The 18,758-nt window shown below is 63.7% G+C and carries 16 protein-coding genes; 8 read left to right on the top strand and 8 right to left on the bottom strand.

Going from position 1 to position 18,758, the window contains the following annotated elements:
* Window positions 1-189 precede the first annotated feature (189 nt).
* The 5 genes from SPHV1_RS13000 (at window position 190) to SPHV1_RS12985 (ending at window position 5,425) form a co-directional block, all read left to right on the top strand.
* Window positions 190-1,068 carry an alpha/beta fold hydrolase gene (locus tag SPHV1_RS13000; protein WP_054946465.1) on the top strand — a complete coding sequence of 293 codons (879 nt, stop codon included), beginning with the start codon at window positions 190-192 and terminating at the stop codon, window positions 1,066-1,068.
* Window positions 1,069-1,281: 213 nt separating this feature from the next.
* Window positions 1,282-1,539 carry a hypothetical protein gene (locus SPHV1_RS25795; protein WP_231634671.1) on the top strand — a complete coding sequence of 86 codons (258 nt, stop codon included), beginning with the start codon at window positions 1,282-1,284 and terminating at the stop codon, window positions 1,537-1,539.
* Window positions 1,540-1,626: 87 nt separating this feature from the next.
* Entirely contained in the window at window positions 1,627-2,391 is a 765-nt protein-coding gene (locus SPHV1_RS12995; protein WP_231634670.1) for an HlyD family secretion protein, read from the top strand.
* A 24-nt stretch (window positions 2,392-2,415) separates the two neighbouring features.
* Window positions 2,416-3,957, top strand: coding sequence for an MDR family MFS transporter (locus SPHV1_RS12990; RefSeq protein WP_082431005.1), 1,542 nt, complete (start codon window positions 2,416-2,418; stop codon window positions 3,955-3,957).
* 1 nt (window position 3,958) lies between these two features.
* Window positions 3,959-5,425, top strand: a complete 1,467-nt coding sequence (locus SPHV1_RS12985) for an efflux transporter outer membrane subunit (RefSeq protein WP_054946464.1) — start codon at window positions 3,959-3,961, stop codon at window positions 5,423-5,425.
* Window positions 5,426-5,474: 49 nt separating this feature from the next.
* Here the strand turns inward: SPHV1_RS12985 and SPHV1_RS12980 are convergent, their stop codons facing one another.
* Complete coding sequence (locus tag SPHV1_RS12980; RefSeq protein ID WP_231634669.1) at window positions 5,475-5,645, bottom strand: hypothetical protein; 171 nt, start codon at window positions 5,643-5,645, stop codon at window positions 5,475-5,477.
* Between the two features lie 621 nt (window positions 5,646-6,266).
* Here SPHV1_RS12980 and modA point away from each other — a divergent pair.
* The 3 genes from modA to SPHV1_RS12965 are packed head-to-tail and all read left to right on the top strand — an operon-like array spanning window position 6,267 to window position 8,385.
* Complete coding sequence (gene modA / locus SPHV1_RS12975; protein ID WP_054946462.1) at window positions 6,267-7,046, top strand: molybdate ABC transporter substrate-binding protein; 780 nt, start codon at window positions 6,267-6,269, stop codon at window positions 7,044-7,046.
* A gap of 12 nt (window positions 7,047-7,058) precedes the next feature.
* Window positions 7,059-7,760, top strand: coding sequence for a molybdate ABC transporter permease subunit (gene modB / locus SPHV1_RS12970; protein ID WP_054946461.1), 702 nt, complete (start codon window positions 7,059-7,061; stop codon window positions 7,758-7,760).
* Window positions 7,750-8,385 (top strand): molybdenum ABC transporter ATP-binding protein, encoded by a 636-nt coding sequence (locus SPHV1_RS12965; protein ID WP_054946460.1) that lies wholly within the window; start codon window positions 7,750-7,752, stop codon window positions 8,383-8,385. The genes modB and SPHV1_RS12965 overlap by 11 nt, the downstream gene beginning before the upstream one ends.
* 62 nt (window positions 8,386-8,447) lie before the next feature.
* Here SPHV1_RS12965 and SPHV1_RS12960 read toward each other — a convergent pair whose 3' ends face one another.
* From SPHV1_RS12960 to SPHV1_RS12930, 7 genes are all read right to left on the bottom strand, one after another.
* On the bottom strand, window positions 8,448-8,666 hold the full coding sequence (locus SPHV1_RS12960) for a formate dehydrogenase subunit delta (protein WP_231634668.1): 219 nt from the start codon (window positions 8,664-8,666) through the stop codon (window positions 8,448-8,450).
* 10 nt (window positions 8,667-8,676) lie between these two features.
* Window positions 8,677-11,517 carry a formate dehydrogenase subunit alpha gene (fdhF, locus tag SPHV1_RS12955; RefSeq protein WP_054946458.1) on the bottom strand — a complete coding sequence of 947 codons (2,841 nt, stop codon included), beginning with the start codon at window positions 11,515-11,517 and terminating at the stop codon, window positions 8,677-8,679.
* 6 nt (window positions 11,518-11,523) lie between these two features.
* On the bottom strand, window positions 11,524-13,077 hold the full coding sequence (locus SPHV1_RS12950; protein WP_054946457.1) for an NADH-ubiquinone oxidoreductase-F iron-sulfur binding region domain-containing protein: 1,554 nt from the start codon (window positions 13,075-13,077) through the stop codon (window positions 11,524-11,526).
* A complete protein-coding gene (locus SPHV1_RS12945) occupies window positions 13,074-13,538 on the bottom strand; it encodes a formate dehydrogenase subunit gamma (RefSeq protein WP_082431007.1) in 465 nt (154 codons plus the stop codon). Before SPHV1_RS12945 ends, SPHV1_RS12950 begins: the two co-directional genes overlap by 4 nt.
* Window positions 13,539-13,622: 84 nt before the next feature.
* Window positions 13,623-14,519 carry a LysR family transcriptional regulator gene (locus tag SPHV1_RS12940; RefSeq protein ID WP_054946456.1) on the bottom strand — a complete coding sequence of 299 codons (897 nt, stop codon included), beginning with the start codon at window positions 14,517-14,519 and terminating at the stop codon, window positions 13,623-13,625.
* Between the two features lie 178 nt (window positions 14,520-14,697).
* A complete protein-coding gene (gene lepA / locus SPHV1_RS12935) occupies window positions 14,698-16,515 on the bottom strand; it encodes a translation elongation factor 4 (protein ID WP_054946455.1) in 1,818 nt (605 codons plus the stop codon).
* A 32-nt stretch (window positions 16,516-16,547) separates the two neighbouring features.
* Window positions 16,548-18,758: EAL domain-containing protein (locus SPHV1_RS12930; RefSeq protein WP_054946454.1), on the bottom strand; the 2,211-nt coding region annotated here is incomplete at its 5' end.

Genomic DNA, 18,758 nt, shown 5'->3' with positions numbered 1-18,758 from the left:
TCTAACCTCTTGTGTGAAACCTGTGCGGAAAGCTTTTCGCTGCCGGAGATAGGAGCAAGGGGGCCGGTTTGCCAAGCTTGAGCGTCGCAAGGATTAGTTTCATCCCCGCAAATGCACACCTGCGTCCCTGACTCCGGGGGCAACGGAAGCGCGATTGACCTTGCGCCCTGGAGGCTCCACTTGAAAGCCATGGAACGCCTACTCGGACCGACATCGAACCGCTTCGTCTCACAACGCCTGCGTCTGCATTACGTGGACTGGGGCAATCCCGAGGCACCGCCGCTGATTCTCCAGCACGGCGGGCGCGATCATTGTCGCAGCTGGGACTGGGTGGCCGAGGAACTGCGTCGCGACTGGCACGTGATCTGCCCGGACCTGCGCGGGCATGGTGACAGCGATTGGTCGTCCGAGGGCAACTATGCGATGGACGCCTATGTCTACGACTTCGCCCAGCTCGTCCACACGCTGGGCTACGACAAGGTGACGATCATGGCCCATTCGCTTGGCGGCAACATCGCCACGCGTTTCACCGGCCTCTATCCCGAGAAAGTCGAGAAACTGGTCAACATCGAGGGCCTTGGCCCGAACCTTGAAGAACGCCGCCAAATGCTGGGTGACTGCTCGTCCGAACGGCTGCGGGACTGGATTTCCAAGAAGCGACAGGCTGCCGGGCGCACTCCGCGCAAGTACCTGACGCTGCGCGATGCCTACGAACGGATGAAGGCGGAGAATTCCTTCCTTACCGTCGAGCAGGCCCGGCACCTTACCATTCATGGCGCGAGCCGGAACGAGGATGGCACCTGGAGCTGGAAGTTCGACAACTACCTCAATATCTGGCCGGTTGTGGACCTTCCGGGAGAGCACGTGATCTCCCTGTGGGAAGCGATCACCTGTCCGATCCTGATGCTGTGGGGTAAGGACAGCTTCGCTTCCAGTCCCGCCCTCGATGGCCGCATGGACCATTTCCCGACTGCGCGCCTGATCGAGTACGAAGATGCCGGACACTGGTTGCATCATGACCAGTTCGATCGGTTCATGAACGATGTGAAGGCCTTCTTCGCCGGCTGAGCGCGGCTTGCGGCCATTTGCCGCCCTGACGGATTAGCGAAGCAAATCACCGGGTCGGGCGATTTTCCGACCCGATCGCGCCTGCCTGCCCGCGAAGCGACGGAGCCGGTCCAGCCCTGACACTGACAACGGCGTATGGATCGCCCGATCTTCCTGTTGCAGATACTATCCATGCTTAGTATAAGCCTGCTGCAAATTGAGACAGGAAGTCGCATGAACGCGCAGAGCACCATATCAGCCGACAGCGCAGCCGAGCCGGTCGTCCCGCCTCGCAAGCGCAGCCGTCGTACGATCCTGATGATCGCCGGACCGGCAATCGTCCTGCTTATTGCTCTGGTCGGCTATTTCTGGAGCGGCCGCTACGAATCGACCGACAACGCTTCGCTGCAAACCGGCATGGTCGCCATCAGCCCGAGCATTTCGGGCAAGGTCATCTCGGTGGAGGTGAAGGAGAACCAGCGCGTCAGTTAGGGCGACGTCCTGTTCCGGATCGAAGCCAACAGCTTCAAGTCCGCAGTCGCCGAAGCCGAAGCAACCCTCGCTACCGCGCGCACCGATGTGCAGTCGCTCCGGGCCGATTACCGCGAGGCACTTTCGCAGGTCAGCGCAGCGCAGGCGCGCTACGATTTTGCAACCAGCGAGGCCGCCCGTCAGAAATCGCTCGTGGCGGAAGGGATTTCTTCCAAGGCGCAGTACGACCAGGCGACGACTGCCATGCGCACCGCGCGCGATGCGATTGCCGCTGCTAAGGCCAAGGCGGACAGCCTGCGCGCCGAGCTGTCCGGTCAGGTGGAAGGCCCGATCGACAGCCAACCCGACGTGCGCAAGGCGGCTGCACAACTCGCTCAGGCCAGGATCAATCTCAACGATGCCGTCGTGCGTGCACCGCAGGACGGTGTGGTCACCCGGGTAAACCAGCTTCAGGCCGGCAACTACGTCTCGCCGGGTCGTCCTGTCTTCATGATGACCGGGCTGCACTATTGGGTCCAGGCGAACTTCAAGGAAGATCAACTGCGCTACATGCGCATGGGACAGCCGGCCACGATCACGATCGACGCCTATCCCGACCTGGAATTGCACGGTCGCGTCGAAAGCTTCAGCCCGGGCACCGGATCGAGCTTTTCCGTCCTCCCGGCCGACAATGCGACAGGCAACTGGATCAAGGTGGTCCAGCGCCTGCCCGTCCAGATCGCCATCGATCACCTGCCCGATGGCCTGCCGCTCGGAGCCGGGCTGAGCGCCAGCGTCGAAGTCGACACCGGCCACGAACGCCACCTTTTCAGGGCCGACAGCTCGCCCAGCTCTCCTGCTGCCAAGCAGTAAGCGCAGCGAAGGACCGGCCCCGTCGTGAGCTCCGAACAGCCCATCCAGTACCCTTCGCCGGCGCGGCGCATCCTCATCACGATCCCCTCGATGATTGCCTCGACGATGGTCTTCGTCGACATCACGATCGCCAACGTTGCCCTTCCGCACATGCAGGCCAGCCTGTCCGCTTCTCAGGAGCAGGTGCTGTGGGTGCTGACTTCCTATCTCGTGGCGGGCGCAATCGCGACGCCGCTCAGCGGATGGCTCGCCGGCCGCGTGGGCCGCAAGAACGTCATGCTCTTTTCAGTCGGCGGCTTCACGCTGGCTTCGATGCTGTGCGGAATTTCGACGGACCTTGGCACGATCGTCTTCGCCCGGTTCCTGCAAGGCAGCTGCGGAGCGGCTCTCGTGCCCCTCAGTCAGGCCATCCTCCTCGATATCAATCCGCCCAAAGATCACGCCAAGGCCATGGCGATATTCACGATTGGCTCTCTGGCCGGTCCGATCATCGGTCCAACGCTGGGCGGCTATCTTACCGACACCCTGAGCTGGCGCTGGGTGTTCTTCATCAATGTCCCTTTCGGCATTCTGGCCTTTATCGGCATGCTCGTTTTCCTGGTTCGCCGTCAAAATCGGGAATGCCCGCCGTTCGACAAGTTCGGATTCCTGACGATATCCATTGCCCTGGCAGCACTTCAGCTCCTGCTCGACCGCGGCGAACATCTCGACTGGTTCGATTCCAACGAGATCAGGATCTACGGCCTCATCCTCGTCATCGCGCTATATCTTGCGACAATCCATCTTGCGACGAGTGCGAACCCGTTCATTCGCCCCGAACTGTTCAAGGATCGCAATTTCGCCGTCAGCACCCTGGTCAACACCCTCCTTGGCATGGTGACCTTCGCATCGATGCCGATGATCGTGGTCATGACACAGTCGCTCCTCGGCTATTCGGCCATGCAGACCGGTCTGGTCAGCCTGCCGCGGACTTTGGGCGCCATGATCGCGATGATCGCGGTAACGCGACTGGTCGCTTTGATCGAAGCCCGGTTCCTGCTGCTGACGGGCATGATCATCATGAGCATCGGCATGCTGATGTATTCGAACTTAGACCTCTTCGTCGATGAGCGTACGCTGGTGGTGACCGGCTTCGTGCTGGGGCTGGGAAGTGGCCTGCTGTTCGTACCGCTCTCGGTCGTTGCGTTCTCAACGCTGCAGCCGCGGCTCCGCAACGAAGGCACGGCGATGTATGCCTTGACCCGCAATATCGGCAATGCAGCGGGCATTTCGCTGCTGCAGTTTCAATACAGCCACTTCGCCGCGCAATCGCAGAACAGCCTCGTCCAGGGCGTCAGGCCCGACAATCCGATCATGCAGTACATGAGGCCCGACTTCGATTTCAATTCGGTAGAGGCCCTGGCGGGCATGAAAGCCCAGATCATGCGGCAGGCCGCCATGGTCGGCGACATCTCTGTCTATCACCTGATATTTCTGGCCACCGTTGTCACGATGCCACTCGTGCTGCTCTTGCGCGGCCGCCAGACAGGCAAAGTTGACGCGGCAACGCTACCGCATGGGGAATGACATGAAACGCAAGACCGCGGCGCTGCTTCCGCTCCTCCTCGCCAGCGCCTGCACGAGCGTGGGCCCCGATTTCGCGCGCCCCGCAGCGCCGTCGGCCGAAGTTGGCTATGCCAGCGATGGCAAAGGACACGCCGAACTCGCTGCCGGGCCGCAGCTGCAGTGGTGGAAGGCTTTCCAGTCGGCGCGCCTCGACGCGCTCGTCGCGCAGGCCATGAGCGGAAATCACAGCCTTGCCGCCAGCCGGGCGACACTGGAAAAGGCACGCCAGCGCATCGCTGCCGTCGCAGGGCGGTCTCTGCCGCAGGTCGATGCCAATGCCCGCGCCGAATACCAGAAGGTCAATCTGGCAGCGTTCGGCCTTTCCGATCGCTTCGGTTCGGGCGGGATCAAGAATCCGGAATTCGACCTCTATACGCTCGGCGCAGGCGTGCGGTACGACCTCGACCTGTTCGGGCGCAACCGCCGCGCACTGGAGCAAGCCGCTGCGCAGGCCGAGGCGCAGGAACGCGCCACCGAGGCAGCGCACCTGGTGATCGCCGGACGCGTCGTCACCCAGGTCCTGGCGATCGCTGCGCTCAACGATACGATCGCCACGCAGAACCGCCTGCTGGCAGAAGACGAACGCAATCTCGACCTGACCCGCAAGCGCCAGAACGCCGGTTCGGGAACGCTTGTCGAAGTGCTCAGCGCGCAAGGCCAGCTTGCCGGCGACCGGGCAAGCCTGCCCTCGCTCGAACAGGAACTGGCGCAAGGACGCGCCATGCTGGCGACATTGCTGGGAATCTCTCCGGCGCAGCTCGGGCCGACCGATTTCAGCCTCGACGACTTTGTCCTGCCGGGCAAGATCCCGGTAGCCCTGCCCTCCGCCCTGGTACGAAAGCGCCCCGATATCCTGGAAGCGGAAGCGCGGCTTCACGCCGCGGTTGCTGCCGTCGGCGTCGCCACCGCCGATCTCTACCCAGACATCACCCTGGGTGCATCGATCACGCAGTCGACCTCGCAGCCCGACCGGATCACCAGCAGCAAGTTCAATGCCTTCGACATCTTCGCCGGGCTGACCGCGCCGATCTTCCACGGCGGCACCCTGAAGGCCAACAAGCGCGGCGCCGAGGCCGAGGCACAGGCAGCAGCCGCCCAGTATCGCGAAGTCGTAACCGAAGCCTTCGGCCAGGTGTCCGGCCTCCTGTCCGCCTTGGGCAATGACAGCCGCGAACTGGCCGCGCGCGTGGATGCAGCGCAAGTCGCAGACCGTTCGCTCTACCTGTCACGGCGCAGTTTTGAAGTAGGCAACAGCGGCGTGCTTCAGGTTCTCGACGCCAACCGCACGTTTCAGCGGGCCAATCTTGCGTTGCTGGAGGCTCGGACCAGCCAGTACCAGAACGTGGCGCGGCTCTATGCTGCGACGGCCGGCGGCTGGCTGCCCGCCACGTCCGAAGCCCCCAAAAGCACAGAGGCGCCAACCGGCTGATCGCCGTTGGCGCCTCTTCGATCCGAAACCGGTCTTGACCGGCTGCCGATCAGCCCAGCAGGAAATATCCCAGCGCGGCCCAGCAAGCTACGCAGAGCGCTATGGCAAGTACCAATCCGCGTGCATCGTGTTCACTCTCGCCTTCCATGTCTTCAGGCGCGGAACACGCAAAGCGGCTGGCTCGCCCGCTCTTGCGGTCGTTCCCGGCTTCGAATCCCATAAATCTTTCGTCTGCGACCTTCATTCAGCATCCCCACTCAAACGGTCGGCGTTTCCAATTTGCCGACCTTGCGATCCGTCATTGGATTGAACGGATCGATATTGCCCCCAAATGCACTTGGACCTTGTTATTCTTGTTGGTTCGTTCCCAAGCGACATTTCACTTATAACAGATACGCCGGGAATTTACCAGAACTTGCCGATTGTAGCCTTGACGTTTCACATAGAAATGCTCGAGGCAAAGGACATTCCCGGGATCGGACATTTCGTGCCGCCATCGCCACACAATCCTGCGAAGCGCTAACCTGCGTTAACGCGATGCAGCATCGCCAGAGCATGGCCGAATTGGCTGCATCTTGCGTCTAGTCACCTCCGCCAACTTCGCCCGGTGCCGCACGGCAATAATTCCGAACGGGCAAAGTCGATCAGCCGCAGATGCAGGTTCTCGAGAAACGCTTTTCCAAGTCTCTCCCGATAATTTTCCTTGCGACCTGCCGGGACAGCGCGTCCTCGCGAGAATCACTTCACTATCCGTCTGCGCCCAGCCCCGATCACCAGGACGCACTTGCCATTCGGGTCACGCCATATATCATCGTATATAGCACTCGCGGAGATCCCTGAATTGACTGTCTTCTCTCGCCTGATCGGCCTGATCCTTTCTTTCGCCCTGCTTGTGGCCGCACCGCTTGCCCATGCAGCAGGTGCCAGGACCGGGCCACTCGTGCTCGCCGCAGCCAGCCTGCAGGAAGCCATGAACGCCGCCGCAGACGGCTGGGCGGCCAAGGGGCATGCCCGCCCGCGGATCTCGTTCGCCGGGTCTTCGGCCCTTGCTCGCCAGATCGAGGCCGGCGCAAACGCGGACCTTTTCATCTCTGCAGATGAGGCATGGATGGACGAGGTGGAACAGAAGGGCTTTCTGCGTCCGCGCACGCGGGTTTCCTTCCTGCGCAATGTCCTCGTCATCGCAGCGCCGCGCAGCAGTTCGCTCAAGATCGCGGTCGCACCCGGCTTTACGCTGGACAAGGCGCTCGGAAACGGCCGTCTGGCCCTGGCCGACCCGCGCGGGGTTCCGGCAGGTATCTATGCCAGGCAGGCGCTGACCAATCTCGGCGTCTGGAATTCGGTTTCGGGCAAGCTCGCCCCGGCAGAAAATGTGCGCGCGGCCCTTGCCCTCGTCAGCCGGGGAGCTGCCCCGCTGGGCATTGTCTATGCAACCGACGTGCAGGCCGACCCCAAGGTACGCGCCGTGGGCACTTTCCCGATAACGTCGCATGATCCGATCAGCTACCCGGTCGCGGTCCTCAAGGCTTCGCGCAATCCCGATGCCGAGAATTTCCGCCGGTTCCTTCTGTCCAGCGAAGGCAAGACCATCTTTCGCCGCTTCGGTTTCGGCACGCAGTAAGCCTTCCGGGTCATGACTTCACTCAGCCCGCAGGAGTGGGAAGTCCTGCTGCTTTCCCTGAAAGTCAGCACGGTGGCGATACTGGCCGTTTTGCCGCTGGCCTTCGCGCTGGCCTGGATGCTGGCGCGCTGGCGCTTCCCCGGAAAGGTCCTCGTCGATGCCCTCGTCCACCTCCCGTTGGTCCTGCCGCCGGTGGTGACGGGCTGGCTGCTGCTCCTGGCCTTCGGCACCAATGCGCCGCTTGGCCGGTTCTTTTCCGAGTATCTGGGACTTACCTTCCTGTTCCGCTGGACTGGCGCGGCGCTCGCCGCCGCGGTGATGGCCCTGCCGCTGATGGTGCGCGCGATGCGCCTCTCGCTCGAAGCCGTGGACACCCGCCTCGAAAGCGCCGCGCGGACATTGGGAGCCAGTCGCCTGCGCACGTTCGCATCGATCACCCTGCCCCTTGCCTCCTCCGGCATTCTGGCCGGCCTTGTCCTTGGCCTCGCCCGCTCGGTGGGCGAGTTCGGCGCGACGATCACATTCGCCTCGAACATTCCCGGCGAGACGCAGACGCTTCCGCTTGCCATTTACAGCGCATTGCAGATCCCGGGTTCGGAACTGCAGGTCGTGCGCCTGGCGGTCCTGTCGGTCCTGCTGTCGGTCGGCGCACTGGTCCTGTCCGAATGGCTCGCGCGGCGCAGCGGCCAGGGAAAGGTGCGCCATGTCCTTTGACGTCGACGTCACTATCCGGCGGGGTTCTTCGCGGCTGTCCTACACGTTCAAGACCGGCAAGGGACTGACGGCCCTGTTCGGTCCCTCCGGCGCGGGCAAGACGAGCCTGCTCGATGCGATAGCAGGTCTCGTGCGACCGCTCTCAGGCCGGATAGCGGTCTCCGGGACAGTCCTGTTCGACAAGGCAGAGCGGATCAACCTGCACCCCGAGCAGCGCCGCTGCGGCTATGTGTTTCAGGACCTGCGTCTCTTCCCGCACAAATCGGTTCGAGCAAACCTCGAGTTCGGCTGGAAGCTCGCCGCGTACCACGAACGCTGGCTCTCGTTCGAAACCGCACTGGACTTTCTGGGCATCGGCCACCTGCTCGACCGCATGCCCGCGACGCTATCCGGAGGCGAAGCGCAGCGCGTGGCGATCGGCCGAGCCCTGCTGTCCGGCCCACGCTTCCTGCTGCTCGACGAGCCCCTGGCATCGGTCGATGCCGAACGGCGCGGGGAGATCCTTCGGCTGATCGAACGCGTCCGCGACGAACTGGCGCTGCCGATCCTCTATGTGAGCCACGACCGGCCCGAAGTGGAACGTTTGGCAGACCGGATCATCCCGGTCGAACGCGTGGAAGGCTGATTGGCGGGGTGCCGGTACAGGCACCGCGTGCGGTCTCTTACCAATCCCTGTCCAGTGAAACTTCAGGCTGCGACGCGCAGTTTCCCGAAGACCGCACGCACCGGCTCGGGAAGATCGATCTCCGGGTCGTCCAGCATGTCCAGCGCCTGCGCTTTCATGTGCGGGTCCCAGTAGAGCACGAGATGCTCTGCGGTCGCCGAGACTGCTGCCTCCTCGCCACTGGAGGCGAAGTTGCGGAAGATCTGGCCTGCCATGTAGATCAGGTGTTCGCGCGTGTTCATCATCGCCGGGTCACTCCGCAGGCTCGACGGCTTCGATGCGGCGGCTCGCTTCTGCCAGCTCGCGATAGCTCTTCTGCCAGTCCGACGGACCGTTCGATGGCGTGACCTGCACCGCGGTCACCTTGTATTCGGGGCAATTGGTCGCCCAGTCGGAGAAGTCGGTGGTGATGACGTTGGCCTGCGTGTCAGGATGGTGGAACGTGGTATAGACCACGCCCGGGGCCACGCGGTCGGTGATCTTGGCGCGCAGGGTCGTCTCCCCCGCGCGGCTGCGCAGCGAAACCCAGTCCCCGTCGCGCACGCCGCGGTTCTCGGCATCGTGCGGGTGGATTTCCAGCCTGTCCTCGGCATGCCAGTCGACATTGGCGGTACGCCGTGTCTGCGCGCCGACGTTGTACTGGCTGAGGATGCGCCCCGTGGTCAGTAGCAGAGGGAAACGTGGCCCGGTACGCTCGTCGGTCGGCACATAATCGGTGACGACGAACATGCCCTTGCCGCGCACGAAGTGATCAATGTGCATCATCGGCGTGCCATCCGGTGCGGCCTCGTTCATCGGCCACTGTACCGATCCGCGCTGCTCCAGCGCGTCATAGTTCACGCCCGCGAAAGTCGGCGTCAGGCGCGCGATCTCGTCCATGATCTGCGAGGGGTGCGTGTAGCCCCAACCCAGCCCCATGGCATTGGCGACAAGCTGCACGACTTCCCAGTCGGCATAGCCGTTGAGCGGCTCCATCACCTTGCGCACCAGCTGGATGCGGCGCTCCGCATTGGTGAAGGTCCCGTCTTTCTCGAGGAAGGTCGAGCCGGGCAGGAAGACATGCGCGTAGTTCGCCGTTTCGTTGAGGAAGAGGTCCTGCACGACGACGCATTCCATTGCCGCAAGGCCCGCTGCAACATGCCTGGTGTTGGGATCGGACTGGAGGATGTCCTCACCCTGGATGAAGATCCCCTTGAAGGTGCCGTCGGTCGCGGCATCGAGCATGTTGGGAATGCGCAGGCCCGGCTCGGGATCGAGGGTGGCGCCCCAGTCCTTTTCGAACAGCGCCCGGGTTTCTGCATCCGAGATGTGGCGGTAGCCGGAAAGCTCATGCGGGAAGCTGCCCATGTCGCAGGCGCCCTGCACGTTGTTCTGGCCGCGCAGCGGGTTCACGCCGGCGCCTTCCTTGCCGACATTGCCCGTCGCCATGGCGAGGTTGGCGATGGCCATGACCGTCGAGGAGCCCTGGCTGTGCTCGGTAACGCCAAGGCCATAGTAGATCGCGGCATTGCCGCCGGTGGCATAGAGCCTGGCAGCCGCGCGCACTTCCTGCGCGGGAACGCCGGTCAGTTCCTCGATCGCTTCGGGCGAACGCAAAGGATCGGAGACGAATTCGGCCCATTCGGCATAGGCATCGCGGTCGCACCGCTCGTGCACATAGGCTTCGTCGACGAGGCCCTCGGTGACGATGACATGCGCCATCGCCGTGAGCATCGCGACATTGGTGCCCGGCCGCAACGGCAGGTGATGCGAAGCCTCGATATGCGGCGAGCGGACAAGGTCGATGCGGCGCGGATCTATGACGATCAGCTTCGCCCCCTGGCGCAGGCGTCGCTTCATGTGGCTGGCGAAGACCGGATGGCCGTCCGTCGGGTTCGCACCGATCACCAGGATCACATCGGCATGCTGCACGCTGTCGAAATCCTGCGTACCCGCCGAAGTGCCGAAAGTCGTCTTCAGGCCATAGCCGGTCGGCGAATGGCAGACGCGCGCGCAGGTATCGACATTGTTGTTGCCGAAGCCCTGTCGCACCAGTTTCTGGACAAGGAACGTTTCCTCGTTGGTGCAGCGGCTGGAGGTTATGCCGCCGATCGAGCGGGTGCCGTAGGCATTCTGGATGCGGCGGAATTCGCGGGCGACGTGGCCGATCGCCTCTTCCCAGGACACCTCGCGCCATGGCTCGTCGACCGAACCGCGCACCATGGGATTGACGATGCGGTCGTTGTGGCGGGCATAGCCCCAGGCGAAGCGGCCCTTGACGCAGGAGTGGCCGTGGTTCGCCTTGCCGTCCTTCCACGGCACCATACGCACCAGTTCCTCACCGCGCATCTCGGCGCGGAAGGTGCAGCCCACGCCGCAATAGGCGCAGGTCGTCACCACCGCCCGATCAGGCGTACCCTTCTCGATCACGGTGTTTTCGATCAGTGCCGACGTCGGGCAGGCCTGCACGCAGGCACCGCAGGAGACGCATTCGGACGACAGGAAATCCTCGTCCTGACTTGCCGCGATCTTGCTGGCGAAACCGCGCCCGTCGACCGTGAGCGCCAGGGTTCCCTGTGTCTCGTCGCAGGCGCGCACGCAGCGTGAACAGACGATGCACTTGGCCGGATCGAAGGTAAAATAGGGGTTGCTCTCGTCCTTACAGCCTTCGAGGTGGTTTTCACCCTCGTACCCGAAGCGCACGTCGCGCAGGCCGACCGCACCTGCCTGGTCCTGCAACTCGCAATCGCCGTTGGCGCTGCAGGTCAGGCAATCGAGCGGGTGGTCCGAGATGTAGAGTTCCATCACCCCGCGCCGCAGCTTGCGCAGCTTGTCGGTCTCCGTGCGCACGACCATGCCGGGCGCAACCGGGGTCGTGCACGAAGCCGGGTAACCGTTGCGCCCCTCGATCTCGACCAGGCAAAGGCGGCAAGAGCCGAAGCTTTCGAGGCTATCAGTGGCACAGAGCTTGGGAATGTCGGTCTCAAGCATGGCGGCCGCGCGCATGATCGAGGTGCCAGCGGGAACGGTGAGTTCCTGGCCGTCGATGGTGAGCGATACCGCCTCACCGCTTGCAGCTGGAGTGCCGAAATCCTTTTCGCGGGTAAACGTCATCAGGTCTTACTCCGCCGCTTCGCGCAGCGCATCGCCGCCGCCGAAGTCTTCGGGGAAATGGTCTAGCGCACTCAGGACCGGGTAGGGCGTAAAGCCGCCCAGTGCGCAGAGCGAACCGTGCTTCATGGTGTCGCAAAGGTCGCGCAACAGTTCGACTTCCTCGTCGTGCGTGCGGGCCGCGCGGCTGGCGTTGCGGATCTGCGGCATGGTTTCCAGCGCGCCTGCCGCGCGCGGAGCCTTGGCGACGATGCGGTCGATCAGTTCGACGCCGCGGGTGGAGCCGATGCGGCAGGGCGTGCACTTGCCGCAGCTTTCGACTGCGCAGAACTCCATGGCGAAGCGCGCCATGTGCGCCATGTCGACGCTGTCGTCGAAAACGGTGATCCCGGCATGGCCGATCAACCCGCCCGCCTGCGCGAAAGCCTCGTAGTCGAAGGGCAGATGGAACATCGAGGGCGGGAAATAGGCGCCCAGCGGTCCGCCGACCTGCACCGCGCGGACCGGACGACCACTGGCCGTGCCGCCGCCGATCCCATTCACCAGCTCGCCCAGCGTCACGCCGAAGCCGACTTCGTAGAGCCCGCCGTTCCTGACGTTTCCGGCGATCTGGATCGGCATCGTGCCGCGCGACCTGCCGAAGCCGACATCGGCATAGGACTGCGCCCCTTCGGCGAGGATGAAGGGCACGGCGGCAAGGCTCAGGACATTGTTGATGACCGTGGGCTTGCCCCAGAGCCCTTCGATAGCGGGCAAAGGTGGCTTGGCTCGCACTTGCCCGCGCTTGCCCTCGATGGAATCGAGCAGCGCGGTCTCCTCGCCGCAGACATAGGCCCCCGCGCCGACGCGCACTTCCAGCGTGAACGGCGCGATCCTGGATGCGGAACGGGCAATGGCTTCGCGCATGGCTTCGATCGCGAAGGGATACTCGCTACGGATGTAGATGTAGCCGTGCCCTGCGCCGACCGCGTGTCCGGCAATAGCCATGCCCTCGATCAGGCAATAGGGATCGCCTTCCATGAGCATGCGGTCGGCAAAGGTGCCACTGTCCCCCTCGTCCGCGTTGCAGACGATGAACTTCTCTTCCGCCGGGGTATCGAGAACGGTCTGCCACTTGATGCCGGTGGGAAAGCCTGCGCCGCCCCTGCCGCGCAGGCCCGAAGCCTTGACGGCATCGACGACATCCTGCGCAGAAAGCGCAGTGGCCGCCTCGAGCCCCTTCCAGCCGCCATGGACGCCATAGTCGGAAAGGCTCAGCGGATCGGTCACGCCGCAGCGCGCAAAAGTGAAGCGCTGCTGGCGCGCGAAGAAGGGATGATCGGCAATGGCACCGATGCGCGTTCCATGGCTGCCATCCAGAACGGCAGCGACGTCATCGGGGCCGACCGGACCATAGGCCACGCGACCCTCTGACGTCTCTACCTCGACGAGCGGCTCAATGGCAAAGAGACCGTGCGAGCCGGTGCGCACAACCTCGCAGCCTGCCTTGACGAACGCCTGCGCCACAGCGTCTGCGCCGAGCGCCACGGAGGCCATGTCCTTGCTGATGAAGACGCGGGTCATGCTTCCACCTCGTTGCCAATGGCCACGACACGGGCACTGTCGATCCGGGCAACCGGCCGGTCGTCGACGAGCGCATTGGGGCCGATGGCGCACAGGCCGAGACAGTAGACCGGCTCAAGCGCGACCTGTCCGTCCTTGCGGGAATGGCCCATGGCGACGCCGAGCTGGTGCGACAGCTGCGCCTCGATGGCCGCACCGCCGCGCGACTGGCAGCTTTCCGCGCGGCACAACTTGACGACATGGCGCGCCGGCGGCTCGGTCCGGAAATCGTGGTAGAAGCTGATCACGCCATGCACTTCGGCGCGGCTGAGGTTGAGAGCATCGGCGATCAACGGCACGGCGGCCGGATCGACATGGCCGAACTCCTCCTGCAGCGCGTGCAGCAGCGGCAGCAGAGCGCCGCGCATATCCGACTGCATGAAGCGGTCGATAGCGGTCTGAATCCCGGCAATATCTGTCATGGCATCTTTCTCTTTGCCGCCACGCTGCGACATCGGGCAAAGCCGGTCAAATTGATTAGGGCAATGCCTGATAGACAATATCAATCAAACTCCGTCCACTCCTGCAATGGACCGTGCGCAGCCCAGCGCGGCATTCGCCACCGGATCGAGCGGCGCGCGATCTCCGACGATCACCCCGATCCGGCTGACCGCAGCATCCATCGCCAGTGGATGGACACTGGCCCAGCCGGCTCCTTCGATCAGCCCGATATAGCGCTCGGGCATGACCGTCGCGAGGCCGCCGGAACGCACCATCGCCAGCAGTGCAACATAACCGTCCGCCGTCGCCCGCGGCCGCACCGAGACGCCCTGCCCGCTCATGAGCGTGTCGAGAATACGCCGATTCTGCATGCCCTGGTGCAGCAGGCAGAGGGGATAGCCCTCGATCTGCCCCCATGAGACCGGCCCGGGCGCGGGGCTGCGTTCACCGGCCGCGGTTACGAATACATAGCGTTCGGCATAGAGCGGCACGCTGATGACATTGGCCGGACTTTCATGGTCGAGATAAGTGATCCCGGCGTCGATCTCATAGGCTTCGATGGCGCGCACGATCTCGCGCGAAGTCTGCGAGCGCACCGAGATCGTCATGCCCGGATGCAAGCGCAGCAACGCCTCGGAAAACGCACCGACGCTGGGCGTTGCTGCCGGTATCACGCCCAGGCGGAACTCACCATGCAACGGCCCGTCGAGCGCCTCGACCGCATGGACCATGCCTTCGTGCGCGGCGAGCAACTGTTGCGCCCAGGGCAACATCGCGCGGCCCTCCTGGGTCAGACCGATGAAGCGCCGGTCGCGCTCTACGAGACGCTTGCCAAGCTGGTCCTCAAGCGCAGCCAGAGCCGACGAAAGCGTCGGCTGCGTCACCCCGCAAGCCTCCGCCGCCCGCGCAAAGTGCCCTTCGCGCGCCAGCGTCACGAAATAGCGCAATGCCCTCAACTGCATTCGTCCGTTCCGATCGCTTCAGATAGACGTTCTCTATCAGAAGCGGTGCACGGCGCGAAGCGGTACATGCGTCACTGCAAGGACAATGGCCTCAACGCTGCAACAGAGCCGGGGTCGAGACCTTGCAGCCATCCCGGCGAAGCTCGGGGTCTCCTCCTTTGGACGAGACCCGGTCTTCTTACTCCTCGCCCATGCGCAGCGCGGCGATGAAGGCTTCCTGCGGGATGCTCACATTGCCGTATTCGCGCATGCGGGCCTTGCCCTTCTTCTGCTTTTCCAGAAGCTTCTTCTTGCGGCTGATGTCGCCGCCATAGCATTTGGCGGTAACGTCCTTGCGCAGCGCGGCGATGGTTTCGCGGGCGATCACCTTACCACCGATCGCGGCCTGGATCGGGATCTTGAAAAGGTGGCGCGGGATCAGGTCCTTCAACCGCTCGCACATGCCGCGGCCGCGTTCCTCGGCGACCGAGCGGTGGACGATCATGCTGAGCGCGTCGACAGGCTCGTTGTTGACCAGGATGTTCATCTTCACAAGGTCGCCGGGGCGCAGGCCGATCTGCTCGTAGTCGAAGCTCGCATAGCCGCGGCTGATCGACTTGAGGCGGTCGTAGAAGTCGAACACAACTTCGTTGAGCGGAAGCTCGTACGTCACCTGCGCGCGGCCGCCGACGTAAGTGAGGTCCTTCTGGATGCCGCGACGGTCCTGGCACAGCTTGAGGATCGGCCCCAGGTATTCGTCAGGAGTATAGATTACCGCCTTGATCCACGGCTCCTCGATTTCCTCGATCCGGTTGGGATCGGGATAGTCGGCCGGGTTGTGCAGTTCGATCGTCTGCGCATCTTCGTTCTTCGAATGCGACAGCTGGATACGGTAGACGACGCTGGGCGCCGTGGTGATGAGGTCGAGGTCGTATTCGCGGCTAAGGCGTTCCTGGATGATCTCCAGGTGCAGCAGGCCGAGGAAGCCGCAGCGGAAGCCGAAGCCAAGCGCCGCGCTCGTTTCCATCTCGTAAGTAAAGCTGGCGTCGTTGAGGCGCAGCTTGCCGATCGATTCGCGCAGCTTCTCGAAGTCCGCCGCGTCAACCGGGAACAGGCCGCAGAAGACGACCGACTGGACTTCCTTGTAGCCGGGCAGCGCCTTGGTCGCACCGTTTTTCACCGTGGTGATGGTGTCGCCGACCTTGGCCTGCTCCACTTCCTTGATCTGCGCGGTGATGAAGCCGATCTCGCCGGGGCCGAGTTCGGGCAGGTCGATGCGCTTGGGGGTGAAGCAGCCGACACGGTCGATCAGGTGCTCGGTGCCGCCCTGCATGAACTTGACTTGCTGTCCCTTGCGGATCGAGCCGTCCATGACGCGCACGAGGATGACGACACCGAGGTAGGGATCGTACCAGGAATCGACCAGGAGAGCCTTGAGCGGCGCGTCACGGTCGCCCTGCGGGGCGGGAATGCGCTGGACGATGGCCTCGAGCGTTTCTTCCACACCGATGCCGGACTTGGCGCTGGCGAGCACCGCTTCCGACGCGTCGATGCCGATGATGTCCTCGATCTCGGCACGGACCTTGTCGGGCTCTGCCGCGGGAAGGTCGATCTTGTTGATGACGGGGACGATCTCGTGGTCGTGCTCGATCGACTGATAGACGTTGGCAAGCGTCTGCGCCTCTACCCCCTGCGCGGCATCGACGACCAGCAACGCGCCCTCGCAGGCGGCAAGACTGCGGCTGACCTCATAGGCAAAGTCGACGTGGCCCGGGGTGTCCATGAGGTTCAGCTCATAGGTCACGCCGTCCTTGGCGGTGTAGTTGAGACGCACCGTCTGCGCCTTGATGGTGATGCCGCGCTCTTTCTCGATGTCCATGTTGTCCAGCACCTGGGCGGACATTTCGCGCTCGGTCAGGCCCCCGGTGAACTGAATCAGCCGGTCGGCAAGCGTCGACTTGCCATGGTCGATATGCGCGATAATCGAGAAATTTCGGATCTGCGAGAGTTCGGTCATGAGTGCGCCGTTAGCAGCGCTTTTCGCACCTGTCAGCCCGCCTTGCGCAGGACTCCCGTTTCCTTCTTGTCGCGCGGCAGGCGCGGCGGGGTAAACACGACGGCTCCCTTGGCATCTATTTCCAGCGGACGGGCGAATTTCACGCCCATCCGGTCTTCCTTGCACCACTGCGCTTCGGCCACGACGATGCAGTTATCGGCAAGGTGAATCGCAAAGCGCGTGCCTGCCGGAACGTTCCACAGCCCCTCCACCAGCGCGCCGGTGCGCGAGATATTGCGGATCGTCGCGTGGTAGCTGTGGGAATCGTGGTCGAGCACGACCTTGCGCAGCATCGTCTGGCGCGCGGCACGCGCCGAGCGCGGGCCTTTGGCCACGGCGATGAGACCTTCTTCGAGGCGGCGGGTGGCCTCCTCGGCGGTCAGGCTGCGTTCGTAGATGTAGCCCTGTACATGGCTGCAGCCCAGCTCGCGCACGAGTTCCAGTTCGTCGAGCGTTTCGACCCCTTCAGCCGTCGTTTCCATGCCGAGCGCTTCGGCAAGGCTGACGATCGAGGCAATGATCGCCCCGTTGCGGCTTCCAGGGATAGTGGCACCGCGCACGAAGCTCTGGTCGATCTTGATCTTGTCGAAAGGCGCCTTCTTCAGATAGCCGAGCGAGGAATAGCCGGTACCGAAGTCATCCAGCGCAAGCCGCACGCCAACGCCCTTGAGCGATGAGAACATCGCCTCGGTCGACTTGTCGTCGCCCAGGAAGACGCTTTCGGTGATCTCGAGTTCGAGGCGCCCCGGCGCGATGCCGGAGGAAGCGATGGCGCTGGTGACGATGGCCGGCAGCGCGGGATTGGCGAACTGGAGCGGCGACACATTGACGGCGACGCGCACGTCATCGGGCCAGGTAGCCAGATCGCGGCAGGCCGTGCGCAGGGCCCACTCGCCGATCTGGGCGACAAGGCCGGTTTCCTCGGCGATCGGCACGAACTTGGCCGGGGACATGTAGCCATGCTTGGGATGATTCCAGCGCAGCAGCGCCTCGAACCCGGTGATCTGTTCGGTCGTCGTGCGCACTTGTGGCTGGTAGTGCAGTTCCAGTGCGCCTTCGGCAATGGCGTCGCGCAAGTCCTGCTCAAGCTGCTGGCGCTCCTGCGCGTCGCTGTGCAGGTCCTCGTCGTAAAAGTGATGCCGCCCGCGCCCACCGCCCTTCGCCGCATAGAGGGCGAGGTCCGCATTGCGGATGATCGCCTCCGATGTCGTGCCGTCGTCCGGACATACGGAAATGCCTACGGATGCGCCGATGACGACACGGCTGCCCTCGATCGAATAGGGCTGTGACAGGTTCTCGATGATCCGCCGGGCCAGATGCGCCAGACCCTCGCGCTGGTGATGGCCGGGAAGCAGGACCTGGAACTCATCGCCGCCGAGACGGCCGACGCGGCCCATGTTCGCGACGGTCGAGCGCAGGCGGTCCGCCACCTGCACCAGAAGGGCGTCGCCGGCGGGGTGGCCCATGGTATCGTTGACCTGCTTGAAACGGTCGAGATCGAGCAGGAAGACCGCGCAGCTGCGGCTGTCGATGCGCGGCGAATTGAGCAGCTTCTCCAGCCACTCGGACATCTGGAAGCGGTTCGCCAGCTTGGTCAGCGAATCGAATCGGGCCAGCTGGGTCACGTGCTGCTGCGACTTGCGCGTCTCGGTCAGGTCGGTGCCCGATCCGCGAAAACCCATGAAATTGTTGAACTGGTCGAGCACCGGCCGCCCGCTGATCGACCACCAGCGTTCTTCCTCCTCATCGGTCGCAGCGCGCACCGACAGGTCCTGGAACGAGGACCGGGTGGAGAGGTGGAAAACAAGCGTGCGCTCGCTTTCCTGTTGCTGTCCTTGGAGTAGGAAGAGACTGGTAAAGGGTCGACCTTCCAGTTCCTCCAACGGCTTGTCCACGAGCTGGGCGATGCGCGGAGATACATAGACGATCTGCCCGCGCCGGTCGGTTTCCCAGAACCAGCCCTGCCCGGTCTGTTCGTATTCGTTGAGCAGTTCCTCGGCGCGGCGCTGCTCCTTTTCCCGCTCGGCCAGCCTGTCGGCTTCACGCCTTGCGATGCGACTCTGGCGAATGCCGAGATAGAGGGCCAGGCAACCGCCCAATGCGAGGAGGAGGACGGCGCCGAACGAGCGTGAGACGAAAGTCCCGCTGCTCCACAGGGCCAGCGTCGCACCGATGATCGAAGTCGTCCGCCCTTGCAGCAGGGC

The sequence above is a fragment of the Novosphingobium sp. KN65.2 genome, assembly GCF_001368935.1.
GTDB lineage: Bacteria > Pseudomonadota > Alphaproteobacteria > Sphingomonadales > Sphingomonadaceae > Novosphingobium > Novosphingobium mathurense.
Note: the sequence above shows the minus strand (reverse complement) of the source record. Positions and strands in the feature narration are given on the sequence as shown.

Bases quoted from the DNA above. Each gene is read 5' to 3' on its own strand.
- SPHV1_RS13000 (WP_054946465.1), top strand. From the start codon at position 190: ATGGAACGCCTACTCGGACCGACATCGAACCGCTTCGTCTCACAACGC.
- SPHV1_RS25795 (WP_231634671.1), top strand. From the start codon at position 1,282: ATGAACGCGCAGAGCACCATATCAGCCGACAGCGCAGCCGAGCCGGTC.
- SPHV1_RS12985 (WP_054946464.1), top strand. From the start codon at position 3,959: ATGAAACGCAAGACCGCGGCGCTGCTTCCGCTCCTCCTCGCCAGCGCC.
- SPHV1_RS12980 (WP_231634669.1), bottom strand. From the start codon at position 5,645: ATGGGATTCGAAGCCGGGAACGACCGCAAGAGCGGGCGAGCCAGCCGC.
- modB (WP_054946461.1), top strand. From the start codon at position 7,059: ATGACTTCACTCAGCCCGCAGGAGTGGGAAGTCCTGCTGCTTTCCCTG.
- SPHV1_RS12965 (WP_054946460.1), top strand. From the start codon at position 7,750: ATGTCCTTTGACGTCGACGTCACTATCCGGCGGGGTTCTTCGCGGCTG.
- SPHV1_RS12960 (WP_231634668.1), bottom strand. From the start codon at position 8,666: ATGAACACGCGCGAACACCTGATCTACATGGCAGGCCAGATCTTCCGC.
- fdhF (WP_054946458.1), bottom strand. From the start codon at position 11,517: ATGACGTTTACCCGCGAAAAGGATTTCGGCACTCCAGCTGCAAGCGGT.
- SPHV1_RS12950 (WP_054946457.1), bottom strand. From the start codon at position 13,077: ATGACCCGCGTCTTCATCAGCAAGGACATGGCCTCCGTGGCGCTCGGC.
- SPHV1_RS12945 (WP_082431007.1), bottom strand. From the start codon at position 13,538: ATGACAGATATTGCCGGGATTCAGACCGCTATCGACCGCTTCATGCAG.
- SPHV1_RS12940 (WP_054946456.1), bottom strand. From the start codon at position 14,519: ATGCAGTTGAGGGCATTGCGCTATTTCGTGACGCTGGCGCGCGAAGGG.
- lepA (WP_054946455.1), bottom strand. From the start codon at position 16,515: ATGACCGAACTCTCGCAGATCCGAAATTTCTCGATTATCGCGCATATC.